This window comes from Methylobacterium oryzae, from assembly GCF_021398735.1.
Lineage (GTDB): Bacteria > Pseudomonadota > Alphaproteobacteria > Rhizobiales > Beijerinckiaceae > Methylobacterium.
This window is the reverse complement of record NZ_CP090349.1, coordinates 5,035,832-5,049,275: the sequence shown is the minus strand read 5'-3', so window position 1 is coordinate 5,049,275 and position 13,444 is coordinate 5,035,832. Positions and strand designations below refer to the sequence as shown.

Here is a 13,444-nt window from a genome sequence, read left to right as displayed (position 1 = left end):
CTATACGCCGGTCAACCTGTCACGAAGCTGTCGCGGGACCCGGTCTCAGCGGCCTTCCATGGCGCGCCGCCAGCGCCGCAGCATGCGGGCGTGCCGGATCTGGTCGAGATTGGCCAGCAGCTCCGGCCCGACCGGGACCGGCCGCAGGGCCGTGGCGGACGCGACCGGGTCGTCGGCCCGGCGGGCATCCGTCCGGGCCGGCGTGAGCGACCGGGCGGCGAGCCGCGCCTGCCCCTCGCGGGAGAGCATGTAGTCGAGGAACATGCGGGCTGCGACGGGATGCGGCGCGTCCTTCGCGATGAAGGCGATCCGCGAGACGAGGAGCGTGTAGTCCGTGGGCAGCACGAGGCCGATCGCCGGATCGTGCCGGGCCCGCTCGAGGGCGTAGGCGCCGAACACGCCGTAGGCGAGGACGGCCTCGCCCGCGGCGATGCGGTCGAGCATGGTCTCCGTCCGGGTGTAGAGCTTCACGCCGGCCTGCCCGAGGGCTGAGACGAGGTCCCACGTCCGGGGCGTCACGTCCGCGTCCTGCGCGAGGATGAGCGAGCCGACGCCGCTCCGCTCCGGATCGTAGGCGGCGACCTTCCCCTGCCACGTCTCGGGGTGGTCCGTCAGGGCTCGGATCAGGTCGGCGCGGGTCTGGGGAACCTGCTCCGGCGGGAGGAGCGTCCTGTTGTAGGCGATGGCGATCGGCTCGGCCGTGACGCCGAACGCCTCGTTGCGCCACACGGCCCAGGCCGGCAGGGAGGCCGCCTCGGGGGACGCGTAGTGGGCGGCGTAGCCGTCGTTCACCAGCTTGATCTGGCGATCCATGGCGGAACTCCACACGATGTCCGCCTCGACCGCGCCGGCCGCGGCCTCCTCCACGAAGCCGTCGTACAGGGTCGCGGAATTCATCTTGGTGTAGGAGACCGCCACGCCGGGATGGGCCTCGCGGAAGCCCGCGAGGAGGTCGGCGACCTCGGCCTCGTCGGTCGTCGCCCGCACGACCACGACGGTCGCGCCGCGGGCCGCGGCGGACCCGGTCCCCTCGGCCGTCGGAGATGGTTCGACCTGTGCCGAGGCCGGGCCCGGACCGGCCATCAGCAGCAGGACGAGGCCGACGACAGCGGGAGCGCGCACCAGGGTCTGCCCTTCGAGAGCCGCGGGAGTCCCCGCAGCTTCGCCGTGCAGAGACCGGGCGGGAATGCTAAACTCGGAGGACCGCTTCGGCCAACACGATCGATGACGGGAGGAGCATGCGCGTTCTGGTCGTCGAGGACGATGCCGCCCTGGCGCGCGGCCTCGTCGCCGCCCTCCGGCACGGCGGATACGCCGTCGACCACGAGGCGGACGGAGCGGACGCGGTGCAGCTCGCGCTGAGCGAACCCTACAGCCTCATCGTCCTGGACCTCGGCCTGCCGGGTCTGCCGGGCTTCGAGGTCCTCAAGGCCGTCCGGGCGGCCGGCTCGACCGTTCCGGTCATGATCCTGACCGCGCGCGACGCCATCAGCGACCGCGTCCGCGGGCTCGATCTCGGGGCGGACGATTACCTGCTCAAGCCGTTCGACCTCGCCGAGTTCGAGGCGCGGGTGCGGGCGCTCGTCCGCCGCGGGCAGGCGGTGCCGAACCCGGTCCTGCGCTGCGGCGCGCTGGAGCTCGACCGGGCCGCGGGCACCGTGACCCTCGGCGGGGCGCCCGTCGCGCTGCGCCGCCGGGAACTCGCCGTCCTGACCATCCTGATGACGCGCGCCGGGAAACCCGTCCCGAAGGAACGGCTCAGCGCCGAGATCTTCGGCTTCGACGAGGCGGTCGCGCCGAACGCCCTCGAACTCTACGTCGCCCGCCTGCGGAAGAAGCTGCAGCCGGACGGTCCCGAGATCCGCACGATCCGCGGCCTCGGCTACCTGCTGATGCCGGTGTGACCCGGCCGCGCGCGCCCTCGATCCGGCGGCGCCTGCTCGTCCGCATGCTGCTCCCGGCCCTGGCGCTCGCGCTGCTGCTGGGCTTCGTCGGCGCGCTCGTGATCCGGAACGTCGTGGAGACGACGCACGACCGCCTGCTCGACGGGTCCGTCCTGGCGATCGCCGAGCGGCTGACCGTGGAGGACGGCGAGGTGTCGGTCGACCTGCCCCGCGTCGCCCTCGGGATGCTGGAGAGCCAGGCGCAGGACCGGATCTACTACAGCGTCACCTACGGCGGGGCGCTGGTGACCGGCTATCGCGACCTCCCGGGCCTGGACGTCGATACGCTCCCGCTCGGGGTGACGAACCATCGCGACGGCATCGTCCGCGGGGCGGCCGTGCGGATCGCCGCCCAGGCCCGGCGGGTCTACGGGAAGCCGGACCCGGTCCTCGTGCAGGTCGCCGAGACGCGCGAGGCCCGCCAGGGCCTAGAGCGACGCCTGCTCGCCGGGCTCGCACTGGCCGAGCTGGGGCTGATGGGCCTGATCGGGGCCCTGTCGTGGTACAGCATCGACAGCAGCCTGAGGCCGCTGACCCGGCTGAGCGACGCGATCGACCGGCGGGCGGTCCCGGGCGCGATCAACCTGCAGCCGCTGGACGTGGCCGGGGTGCCCCGCGAGGCGCTGGCCCCGGTGCTCGCCCTCAACACGCTGCTCGAGCGCCTGGAGCAGGCGATCGCGGGGGAGCGCACCTTCACGTCGGACGCCTCGCACCAGCTGCGGACGCCGCTCGCCGTGCTCAGGATGCACGTGGAATTGCTCCGCAGGCTCACGCCCGGGGAACCGGCCCACGCCGCGGCGATCGACGATATCGACGGAGCCGCGCGGCGCCTGGAACGCCTCCTCGCGCAACTGATCGCGCTCGCCCGCGCCGATGCGGGCGCGGCCGCCACGGACGCCGCCGCGGCGATCACCGACCTGAACGACATCGCGGCCCGCGTGGTCACGGAGCAGGTGCCCCACGCCCTCGCGCGCGGGGGCGAGATCGTGCTCGATCGCCCCGACGGCGCGGTACCGGTCGTGGGCGATGCGTTCATCGTCGGCGAGATCCTCACCAATCTCGTGGACAACGCGATCCGCTACAACCGTCCCGAAGGCACCACCGTCGTCCGTGTCCGGCGCACGGAGACGGGCGCCTGCCTGGACGTCGAGGACGAGGGCCCGGGCATACCGCCGGAGGTGCGCGAGAAGGTCTTCGAGCGATTCTACCGTGTCGCGACGCGAGACGGTCCTGACGGCAGCGGCCTCGGGCTCGCGATCGTCCGAGCCCTCGCGGACCGGATCGGCGGGGCGGTCACGCTCGGTTCCCGCGCAGGCGGATCGGGACTGCTCGCGCGGGCGAGCTTCCGCGCGCCGTAGTCGCTGCGCGGGACGACGGTCCGGTGCGTTCGGCCTTGTCCGGCCGCCCGACCCGGGTCGCCTTCGCCGTGGTTGCCGGCTCGGATCTGCACCGGCCTGCTCTCGTGCCCGGTCGGAACAGGCCGACGCCCTCCGGTAAGCCGAAGCCGGCGGGGAGCTGCGCACCTGCGCGCCGGCGTCTCGGACACGTCATCCGATCACGGCACTTGAAAGATACCGCACGGTAGGTATCTTCGAGGCGGGGACGATTCCCGTCACTCCTGGGAAGGGGCCATGGCGACCGCCTATCATCGCAAGAAGCGGCCCGAGCTCGTCCGGCGCGCGCTGCTCGATTGCGCAGCCAAGCTCGCCCTGGAACAGGGCCTGTCCGCCGTCACCGTGCAGGCGGTCTGCCACGCCGCCGGGGTGACCAAAGGGGCCCTGTTCCACCACTTCCCGAGCAAGCAGGCCCTGGTCGAGGGCGTCGTCGCCGACCTGATCGCGCAGCTCGACGCGGAGATCGACGCGGCGATGGCGAAGGATCCCCGGCCGTACGGCCGGTACACCCGCGCCTACGTCGACATCACGCTGCACGACCCGATGATGACCGAGGGCAGCCAGTGGGCCGCTCTCCACATCTCGATCCTCGCCGAGCCGCCCCTGCGCCGCATGGTGTCGGCCTGGTTCGCGGAACGCCTGCACCGCCACCGCGACACCGACGGGAGTGCCGACCTCGAGTTCGTCCGGCTCGCCGCCGACGGCGCGTGGCTCGCCTACCTCGTGCGCGAGAAGCCGAGCGACCCGGTCCCTGCCCTCGACGCGCTCCGCGACCGCCTCGTCGCGATGACATTGGCTGAACCGTCCGCGCACCCGGGCGGCGACCGGGACTGAGCCATGGGATCGACCTCGATGGATGGGTTCGCCCCCGCCCGCGGCGCGGACGGGCCGGGCGATGCCGCGGAATACGGCGACCTGGCCGCGCGGCACGTCTCCGTCGCCCGGATCCTCACCCTGTTCCGCCCCTACGCGAGCCGGATCGCGCTCGTCATCGGGCTGATCGCGCTCGCCTCCGCCGTGGGGCTCGCCGCCCCGTTCCTGCTCCGCGAGATCGTCGACGTCGCGCTGCCGCGCGCCGACCTCGGACTGCTCGGCCGGCTCGCCGCCGGCATGGTGGGCCTCGCCGCGCTCGGGGCGGGCATCGGCGTGCTGCAGGCCCTCGTCACCGCGAAGGTCGGGCAGGCCCTCATGCACGACCTCCGGGTCCGCGTGTACGCGCACCTGCAGTCGCTTCCGCTCGGGTTCTTCACGGCGACCCGCTCCGGCGACATCCAGTCCCGCATCGCGAGCGACATCGGCGCCCTCCAGGCGCTGGTCACCCACACGGCGGGTGAGGCCACGCGCAACGCCAGCGCGGTGGTGATGACCGCCGCGGCCATGCTGCTGCTGGAATGGCGGCTCGCCCTGTTCTCGTTCCTGGTCCTGCCGCCGGCGACCTGGATCAGTGTCCGCGTCGGCCGGCTGCGCGAGGAGACAACCTACGCGCAGCAGGAACGCATCGCCGAGATGACGTCCGCGGTGCAGGAATCCCTCTCGGTCTCCGGCATCGTCCTCGCCCGCACGATGGGCCGCGTCCCCCATCTCGCGGAGCGCTTCGCGCGGGCCTCGCGCGCGGTGGCGAACCTGGAGGTCCGGTCCCACACGGCCGGGCAGTGGCAGTGGTCGGTCATCGACCTCGTGCTGCAAGCCCTGCCGGCCCTGACCCTGTTCCTCGGCGGCTGGATGGCGGGCGCCGGGACGACCATGACCATCGGCACTCTCGTCGCGATGATCGCGCTGCAGGAGCAGATGCTGTTCCCGCTCGAGGAGGTCCTGCGCACGGGCGTCGAGGCCCGGAAGACGCGGGCCCTGTTCGCGCGCATCTTCGAGTACCTCGACAAGCCGGTCGGCATCACCGAGCGGCCCGACCCCGTCACCCTCGACCCCGCCGAGGTCGCCGGCCACGTGCGCCTCGACGGCGTGACGTTCTCCTACGACCGAGCCGGCCCCGCGACGATCGCCAGCGTCACGCTCGATATCCCCGCCGGGTCGCACACCGCCATCGTCGGCGCGACCGGCTCGGGCAAGTCCACCCTCGGCCATCTCCTGGCCCGGCTCTACGACGTCGATGGCGGCGCCGTGCTCTACGACGGCGTCGACGTGCGCGACCTGAGTCTCGCCTCCCTCTCCGAGGTGCTCGGGGTCGTGACGCAGGACCCGTTCCTCCTCCATGCCAGCGTGGCCGAGAACCTGCTCTTCGCCCGGCCGGATGCGACGGTCGCGGAGATGGTCGCGGCGGCCCGGACGGCCCAGTTGCACGACATGGTCGCCGCCCTGCCGGACGGGTACGACACGCTGGTGGGCGAGCGCGGGCACCGCTTCTCGGGCGGCGAGCGGCAGCGCCTCTCGCTGGCACGGACCATCCTGCGCGACCCGCGCGTGCTGCTGCTCGACGAGGCGACGAGCGCCCTCGACACGGCGACGGAGCGGGCGATGGTCGAGGCCCTTGCCCGTCCGGGCAAGCCCCGCACGACCATCACCGTCGCCCACCGCCTCTCGACCGTCCGCCGGGCCGACCAGATCGTCGTGCTCGATCGGGGGCGCGTGGTCGAATGCGGCACGCACGAAGCCCTGCTCGCCCGCGGAGGCGCCTACGCGCGCCTCGTGCGCAAGGCGGCCTGACGACCACGATTCCAGGACGGATCTCCATGCCTTCACACGCACCGGCCCGGCGGTCGCCGACCCTCGCCGCCCTCGGCCTCGTCGCGGCGCTCGCCCTGCAGGGCTGCAAGCCCGGGGCGGACGGTCAGGCACCGGGCGGTCCCGGATCGGCGGGCTCGCCGCCCGACGTCTCGACCGCTCGAGCCGAGCCCGGGACGGTGCCCCGCACCCTCGACCTGCCGGGTCGCCTCACCTCCACGCGGGTCGCCGAGGTCCGGGCCCAGGTCGCCGGCATCATCCAGGAGCGCGCTTTCGAGGAAGGCAGCCTCGTCCGGAAGGGCGATGTCCTCTTCCGCATCGACCCCGCCGTCTACCGGGCCGAGGTCGATGCCAAGTCCGCGGCGCTCGACCGGGCCGAGGCCACGCGGGTGCAGGCGCTGAAGCAATCCGAGCGCACCGAGACCCTTCTGGAGCGTCAGGCCGCCAGCACCGCCCAGCACGACCTCACGATCGCCGCCCTGCGCCAAGCCGAAGCCGACGTCGCGAGCGCGAAGGCGCAGCTCGCCCGCGCCCGGATCGACCTCGACTACGCGACCGTGCGGGCGCCCATCGCCGGCCGCATCGGCCGGGCCCTCGTCACGGAGGGCGCCCTCGTGGGCCAGGGCGAGGCGACCAAGCTCGCGCTGATCCAGCAGGTCGATCCGATCTTCGCCGATTTCAACGCCCCCGCGGCCGATCCGGGCCGGCTGGCGGAGCGGGCCACGGGCAAGGAGGAGACGGCGGTCCGCCTCGTCCTGCCCGACGGCGCGCTCCACGCCGATGCCGGGCGTCTGCTGTTCACGGATGTGAGCGTCGACCCCGGCACCGGGCAGGTGTCGCTCAGGGCCACGTTCCCGAACCCGAAGGTCGTCCTGCTGCCGGGCACCTATGTCCGTATCCGCCTCGCGCAGGGAATTTTGCCGGGCGCGGTCGTCGTCCCGGCCCAGGCCATCCAGCGGTCGAGCGCCGGCGTCGCGCAGGTCTTCGTGGTCGGGGAGGACAGGATTGTCGCGCTGCGCCCCGTGCGTGCGGGGGCGCTGACGGATGCGGGCTGGATCGTCGAGGACGGGCTCAAGGCCGGCGAGACCGTCGTGGTCGAGGGTTTCCAGCGGATACAGCCCGGCATGGCGGTGAACCCGGCGCCCTGGCAGGGCGCCCGGACGTCCTCCGCCTCCGCGAAGCCCTGACCGCGCCGGGACCGCACCATGACCCGCTTCTTCATCGCGCGCCCGATCTTCGCCTGGGCGATCTCCATCTTCATCGTGCTGGTGGGGGCGATCTCCCTCGCGTTCCTGCCGGTGTCGCAATACCCGGACGTGGCGCCCGTCACGATCCAGGTGAGCGCGACCTATCCCGGTTCTCCGCCCGAGCGGCTCTACGACGGGGTCACGCGCATCATCGAGGAGGAGCTGAACGGCATCCCCGGGCTGATGTACTTCGAGAGCACCAGCGACACGTCCGGCATGGCGCAGATCATGGCGTCCTTCGCGCCGGGCTCGGACCCGTCGAAGGCGACGGTGGCGGTGCAGAACCGGATCAAGCGCATCGAGGCGCGCCTGCCCCGGGCGGTCACGCAGCAGGGCGTCATCGTCGAGGAGGCCAGCACCAGCTTCCTGCAGTTCGTCACCGTCTCCTCGAAGGACGGCTCCTTGAGCGAGACCGACCTCGGCGACATCGCCGCCCGCCGCCTCCTCGGCGAGTTGCGGCGGGTGCCGGGCGTCGGCCGGGCCACCCTGTTCTCATCCGAGAAGGCGCTGCGCATCTGGATCGACCCGGTCAAGCTCGTCGGGTTCGGGATGACGCCGGGCGACGTCACGGCCGCGGTCGGTGCGCAGAACGCGCAGATCGCTTCAGGGACCGTCGGCGCGCAGCCCGCGGCCGAGGGCCAGCGCATCGCCGCGAACGTGCTGGTGAAGGGGCAGCTGACCACGCCCGCCGAGTTCGCCGAGATCGTGCTGCGCGCCAACCCCGACGGGTCGCTCGTGCGCCTGCGCGACGTGGCCGAGGTCGAGCTCGGCGGCCAGTCCTACACGATGCAGACCCGCCTCGACGGGCGCCCGGCCGCCGGCATCGGCATCCAGCTCGCCCCGGGCGCGAACGCGCTCGCGGCCGCCGGCGGCGTCAAGGCGAAGCTCGCCCAGCTCCAGCGCACGCTGCCCGCCAACATCCGGGTGACGGTGCCCTACGACACCACGCCCTTCGTCGAGGTGTCGATCCGGAAGGTGCTGATGACGCTCGCCGAGGCGATGGCCCTCGTCTTCGCGGTGATGTTCCTGTTCCTGCAGAACGTCCGCTACACCCTCATCCCGACCATCGTGGTGCCGGTGGCGCTGCTCGGCACCTGCGGCGCGCTGCTGCTCGCCGGCTTCTCGATCAACGTGCTGACCATGTTCGGCATGGTGCTGGCCATCGGCATCCTCGTCGACGACGCCATCGTGGTGGTCGAGAACGTCGAGCGCATCATGGGCGAGGAGGGGCTCCCGCCGAGGGAGGCCACCGCCAAGGCGATGGGCCAGATCACCGGCGCCATCGTCGGCATCACCTCGGTGCTGGTCGCGGTGTTCGTGCCGCTCGCCTTCTTCCCCGGCTCGGTCGGGGTGATCTACCGGCAGTTCGCCGTCAGCATGGCGACCTCGATCGCCTTCTCGGCCTTCCTGGCCCTCTCGCTGACGCCCGCGCTCTGCGCCACGCTGCTGAAGCCGGTCGAGAAGGGCCACCATCATGCCAAGGGCGGCTTCTTCGGCTGGTTCAACCGCCGCTTCCACGCCGGCACGGGGGCCTACCGGTCCGGCGTGGCGGGCCTGCTGCGCCGGCCCGTTCGGGCGCTCCTGGTGTACGGCCTCCTCGTGGCCGCGCTCGGCTGGGGCTACTGGCGCATGCCGTCGAGCTTCCTGCCCATCGAGGACCAGGGCTACGTCATCGTCGACGCGCAGACCCCGCCGGAATCCGCCACCGGCCGCACGCTCGACGTGGCCAAGCGCATTGAGGAGCACTTCGCCAAGGAGCCCGGCATCGACAGCCAGACGCTGCTCCTCGGGTTCGGCTTCTCGGGCCAGGGGCAGAACGCGGCCATCAACTTCGTCGGGCTGAAGCCCTGGGGCGAGCGCGGGCCGCAGGACAGCGCCGACGCCATCACGGCCCGCGCCAACGCCGCCCTCGGCGGCCTGCCCGACGCCATCGCCATGTCGCTCTCGCCGCCGGCCATCGACTCGCTCGGCAATTCGAGCGGCTTCGCCTTCCGCCTCCAGGACAAGGCGCAGCAGGGCCACGCGGCGCTGGCGGCCGCGCGCGACCAGCTCGTCAAGGCGGCGTCCCAGAGCCCGATCCTGCAGGGCGTCTACGTCGAGGGCCTGCCGACCACGCCGCAGATCGAGCTCGTCCTCGACCGGCAGAAGGCCAGCGCGCTGGGTGTCACCTTCGCCGACATCAACGACGCCCTCTCCACGAGCCTGGGTTCGGCCTACGTCAACGACTTCCCGAACCAGGCGCGGATGCAGCGGGTGATCGTCCAGGCCGAGGCGGCCCGGCGCATGAAGGCGGAGGATCTGCTCGACCTGAACGTCCGCAACGCCAAGGGGCAGATGGTGCCGTTCCAGTCCTTCGCCCGGGTGCAATGGACGATGGGCCCGTCGCAGGTCGTGGGCTTCAACGGCTACCCGAGCATCAAGATCTCCGGCAGCGCCGCCCCCGGCTACGCCAGCGGCGACGCCATGGCCGAGATGGAGCGCCTGGCGGGGCAGTTGCCGCCGGGCTTCGACTTCGCCTGGACCGGGCAATCGCTGCAGGAGAAGCTGTCGGGCTCCCTGGCTGTCTATCTGCTGGCGCTGGCGCTGTTCTGCGTCTTCCTCTGCCTCGCCGCGCTCTACGAGAGCTGGTCGATCCCCCTCGCCGTGCTGCTCGTGGTGCCGACCGGCGTGGTCGGCGCGGTCTTCGCGATGCTGATGCGGGACATGCCGAACGACGTCTACTTCAAGGTCGGCCTGATCACGGTGATCGGCCTGACCGCGAAGAACGCCATCCTGATCATCGAGGTGGCCAAGGACTTCGTGGCCAGGGGCGTGCCCGTCCGGGAGGCGGCGCTGGAGGCGTGCGAGCTGCGCTTCCGGCCCATCGTCATGACCTCGTTCGCCTTCATCCTCGGCGTCGTGCCGCTCGCCGTCGCGACGGGGGCCAGCATGAACAGCCAGCGGGCCATCGGCACGGGCGTGCTCGGCGGCATGGTCACCGCGACGGTGCTCGCCGTCTTCGTCACGCCGCTCTTCTACGTCCTGATCGCGCGGGTCTTCGGTTCCGCGGCGGCCGGCCAGCCGGAGGCCGGTCCCGTCCGGCGCGGCATCCCGGTGCCCTGAGGGTGCTCGTCCTTGCCAGGGGCGCGGCGGGACATCCCTCCGCTGACGCGAGCCGCGCAGCCGCAGGTGACCGACGGGGTCGGGTGGGCTTCCGCGGGTCCGCTTCGGGAACGGCACTCCGGAAAAGATGCCCTTCGCCGCTTGCAGATTTCCCGACCGAGAGCCGGAGGGCTTTCAGGGCGCTTGATCTATCGGCGACCATGTTGTACCGAACGGTACAACATGGTCCTGAGAGGTGATCCCGATGTCCCGACCCCCGCTTCCCCCGTTCACCGAGGAATCCGCGATCCAGAAGGTGCGTCTTGCCGAAGATGGCTGGAACACGCGCGATGCGGCCAAGGTCGCGCAGGCCTATACGCCCGACACGCGCTGGCGGAACCGCGTCGAGTTCGCGACCAATCGCGAGGAGGCGCAAGCTTTCCTCACTCGGAAGTGGAACAAGGAGCACGAATACAGACTGATCAAGCAGTTGTGGGCCTTCACCGGCAACCGTATCGCGGTGCGCTATGCCTACGAGTATCGCGACGACGGCGGGCACTGGTTCCGCGCCTACGGCAATGAGAACTGGGAGTTCGCCGAAGACGGATTGATGGCGCACAGGCATGCCAGCATCAACGAGATGCCGATCACCGAGGCGGAACGGAAGTTCCGTTGGCCGCTCGGGCGCAGACCCGACGATCACCCCTCGCTGAGTGACCTGGGCCTTTGAGCACGAAGCGCGTCCTCACCGAACGTGCCGGTGCCGTGCCGGCACTCGCGGAAGCGTTCCGCGAGCACGGGTTCGAGGGCGCGAGCCTGTCGGTGCTGTCGAAGGCGACTGGCCTCGGCAAGGGCAGCCTCTACAACTTCTTTCCCGGCGGGAAGGAAGAGATGATGGAGGCGGTTCTCGCCGACATAGACGCTTGGTTCGAGAAGGTCATCTTCTCGACGTTGGAGCATGCGCGCGATCCGACAGCGGCCGTCACGTCCATGATCGACGATGTGACGGAATACTTCCGATCCGGCAGGAGAGTCTGTCTCGTCGGCTGCATTGGCCTGAATGCCTCCGGAGCCGTTTTCGCGGAGCGGATAAGGAGCTACTTCGCGCGCTGGATATCGGCTCTGGCCCGGTGCCTGAGAGCCGGCGGCGTTCACGAACCGCAAGCCTCGCAACTCGCTGAGGAGGCGGTTTCGGGGATACAGGGCGCGATCGTGCTGGCGCGAGCCTTAGAGGACGATGCCGTCTTTCTCCGGGTGGTTCATCGACAGCGTTCCGTCTTGATCGATGCATTCGCCAATTCTAGTGCGGAATGATAGAGGTCTGATCATTCGCAGTGGCCTGCCATGACAATTACACATTCAACGATCAGTCGAAATTTGTAACATTTGACGCTCGCGACGAATTGTTCGCCCGATCGAGTGTGCCCGGCGACGATCCGTCTCCACCGCGATCAAGTCCGCATTTCTCGTCGTGAACTGCACTCGGCATATGAGACGGTGACACCGCTGCTTGCATCCGAATGTCCGGTTCGGGGATGCCGCTGAACAGGCCGGAATGGCTGGGTTGGGTCGCGAGGCGTCCGTCCTCTCTTCCGGCAGCCGGCCTTCCGTGCCGATCACCCGGCGTCCGCCAGCATCGGCCGCCGCAGACCGCCCGCACGAGCGTCTCCGACGGGTGAATCTCTGCCGTTCCGTTTCCGAGCTGCAGGGGCATCGGAGCGGACGACTTCGTTCCGCAGGCGGCCCGATCTTCCGTAATCTCGGGGATGGCCGCGGTCGCCATCTGCCTGGCTCGATCGGGCCGACGTCCAGGCCGCACCGAGCCGTGTCGCGGCTCGCAAGCTGAACCAAACTGTCTCGGGAAATCCGGCGTGGTACAGCGATCGCGGCCGCCGGGTGCCGGTCCCTCGATCGACCCGACAGCCGACCGATATTTACCAAGCCGTTCGATGTCCTGGGAAGCTCCGGGGTCAGGTTGCGTAGTTGTCTTGAGACTCAACCACAGGCTGCATAATCTGCGGCTATGCGCGTCACATCCGCCATTGGCCTCGCCTCCGTGTTGCTCTCTGCGGGGTCCGCCGTCGCCTTCGCCCCCGCGCTGTTCGCGGCGGGACCGGCCGCCGTAGCCCAGCTGTGTACGGAGAGTGCAGGGACCGTCTCTTGTGCGAACGGTTATGCGGGCTTCCGAGGCCCCTCGGGGAAGCTCTGGATTGGCAAAGATCGCCGGGGGACCGTGATCGTCAGCATCGATGATCGTCGGAACGATCAGGAGCCATCCCGGCGCGAGCAGGATCACGGACGCTTCGTCCTCGAGCAGGCGTGGTGAGGCTCGGATCTTTCGCCCGTCGCCGCTGCCGTGCAGTTGAGACCCGGGTCGTGGCGTGACGGGCGGTGGCTCTCTCGGAGCGCCGCCAGTGACGAGGCCGCGAACCGGAAACTTGGTCAGGCCGTGGGCGCCTCACGCCTTATCGGAGGCCGATCCAGCAGATCGCGCATCCTGCGGGTCGATGGGGTCATCGATGGGTCAGGGCTGACCGGCCGGCTCCGGACGGGACCGATCGAGAGGATGGGTTGGCGACCCGTCGCAGACGGTCGAGACGTTCCGGCCTGACAGCCAGCCGCGGCCGTGCGGGGTCAGGTTTCCCCACGCTCCAACAGCAGGCGGTAATCGGCCAGGGTCATTGTCCCGGTGTCGCGCGGGTCGATCGCTCGCCGATCGCGGTCGGGCAGAACATCCGCGAACAGATCGATCCTCTTCCAGGCCGGGACCTCGCCCGCTCGTGCCCGCCCCGGCACGAAGCCTGACGCAGCCTCCCGACGGTAACGGTGGATGTAGCGCGGGCAGTTCACGAACACCTCGGCGATATCGATCTTGAGCACCAGCTCGGCGCCAGGATGACGTTCCAGGTCCCTCGCGTCGCGGGCGATCCGCGCCGTGCCGTGGAGGCGCAGGCGGTGCGGCGTCTCGAAGTCGATGAACAGCAGGCCGAGCTTCGGGTTGGTCTTCCGTGAAGGTCCGCGAGAAAAGCAGATGGGGTGGATGGCTCCCGCTCCGACTGACGGCATCTCGGTGCCAAGATGTGGTCGCTGTCGAAGCAGC

General features: G+C 70.7%; 10 protein-coding genes. 8 read left to right on the top strand and 2 right to left on the bottom strand.

What is annotated here, in order from left to right; translation table 11 throughout:
* Window positions 1–45: 45 nt before the first annotated feature.
* The gene (locus LXM90_RS24175) at window positions 46–1,122 is read right to left on the bottom strand and encodes an ABC transporter substrate-binding protein (RefSeq protein ID WP_020095783.1); all 1,077 of its coding nucleotides are present in this window, start codon (window positions 1,120–1,122) and stop codon (window positions 46–48) included.
* Window positions 1,123–1,238: 116 nt separating this feature from the next.
* On the opposite strand from LXM90_RS24175, the gene LXM90_RS24170 reads away from it, so the two are divergent.
* The 8 genes from LXM90_RS24170 (at window position 1,239) to LXM90_RS24135 (ending at window position 11,658) form a co-directional block, all read left to right on the top strand.
* The gene (locus LXM90_RS24170) at window positions 1,239–1,904 is read left to right on the top strand and encodes a response regulator (protein WP_020095782.1); all 666 of its coding nucleotides are present in this window, start codon (window positions 1,239–1,241) and stop codon (window positions 1,902–1,904) included.
* Entirely contained in the window at window positions 1,901–3,301 is a 1,401-nt protein-coding gene (locus LXM90_RS24165; RefSeq protein ID WP_020095781.1) for a sensor histidine kinase, read from the top strand. The genes LXM90_RS24170 and LXM90_RS24165 overlap by 4 nt, the downstream gene beginning before the upstream one ends.
* Before the next feature lie 273 nt (window positions 3,302–3,574).
* Window positions 3,575–4,171, top strand: a complete 597-nt coding sequence (locus LXM90_RS24160) for a TetR/AcrR family transcriptional regulator (RefSeq protein ID WP_020095780.1) — start codon at window positions 3,575–3,577, stop codon at window positions 4,169–4,171.
* A gap of 18 nt (window positions 4,172–4,189) precedes the next feature.
* On the top strand, window positions 4,190–5,998 hold the full coding sequence (locus LXM90_RS24155; protein ID WP_020095779.1) for an ABC transporter ATP-binding protein: 1,809 nt from the start codon (window positions 4,190–4,192) through the stop codon (window positions 5,996–5,998).
* A 26-nt stretch (window positions 5,999–6,024) separates the two neighbouring features.
* A complete protein-coding gene (locus LXM90_RS24150) occupies window positions 6,025–7,203 on the top strand; it encodes an efflux RND transporter periplasmic adaptor subunit (protein WP_020095778.1) in 1,179 nt (392 codons plus the stop codon).
* Between the two features lie 18 nt (window positions 7,204–7,221).
* The gene (locus LXM90_RS24145; RefSeq protein ID WP_234081162.1) at window positions 7,222–10,365 is read left to right on the top strand and encodes a multidrug efflux RND transporter permease subunit; all 3,144 of its coding nucleotides are present in this window, start codon (window positions 7,222–7,224) and stop codon (window positions 10,363–10,365) included.
* Window positions 10,366–10,609: 244 nt separating this feature from the next.
* Window positions 10,610–11,074: a DUF1348 family protein gene (locus LXM90_RS24140; RefSeq protein ID WP_020095776.1), complete on the top strand. Its 465-nt coding sequence runs from the start codon at window positions 10,610–10,612 to the stop codon at window positions 11,072–11,074.
* Window positions 11,071–11,658 (top strand): TetR/AcrR family transcriptional regulator, encoded by a 588-nt coding sequence (locus LXM90_RS24135; protein WP_020095775.1) that lies wholly within the window; start codon window positions 11,071–11,073, stop codon window positions 11,656–11,658. The genes LXM90_RS24140 and LXM90_RS24135 overlap by 4 nt, the downstream gene beginning before the upstream one ends.
* A gap of 1,320 nt (window positions 11,659–12,978) precedes the next feature.
* Here LXM90_RS24135 and LXM90_RS24130 read toward each other — a convergent pair.
* A complete protein-coding gene (locus LXM90_RS24130) occupies window positions 12,979–13,410 on the bottom strand; it encodes a pyridoxamine 5'-phosphate oxidase family protein (RefSeq protein WP_107351057.1) in 432 nt (143 codons plus the stop codon).
* Window positions 13,411–13,444 lie beyond the last annotated feature (34 nt).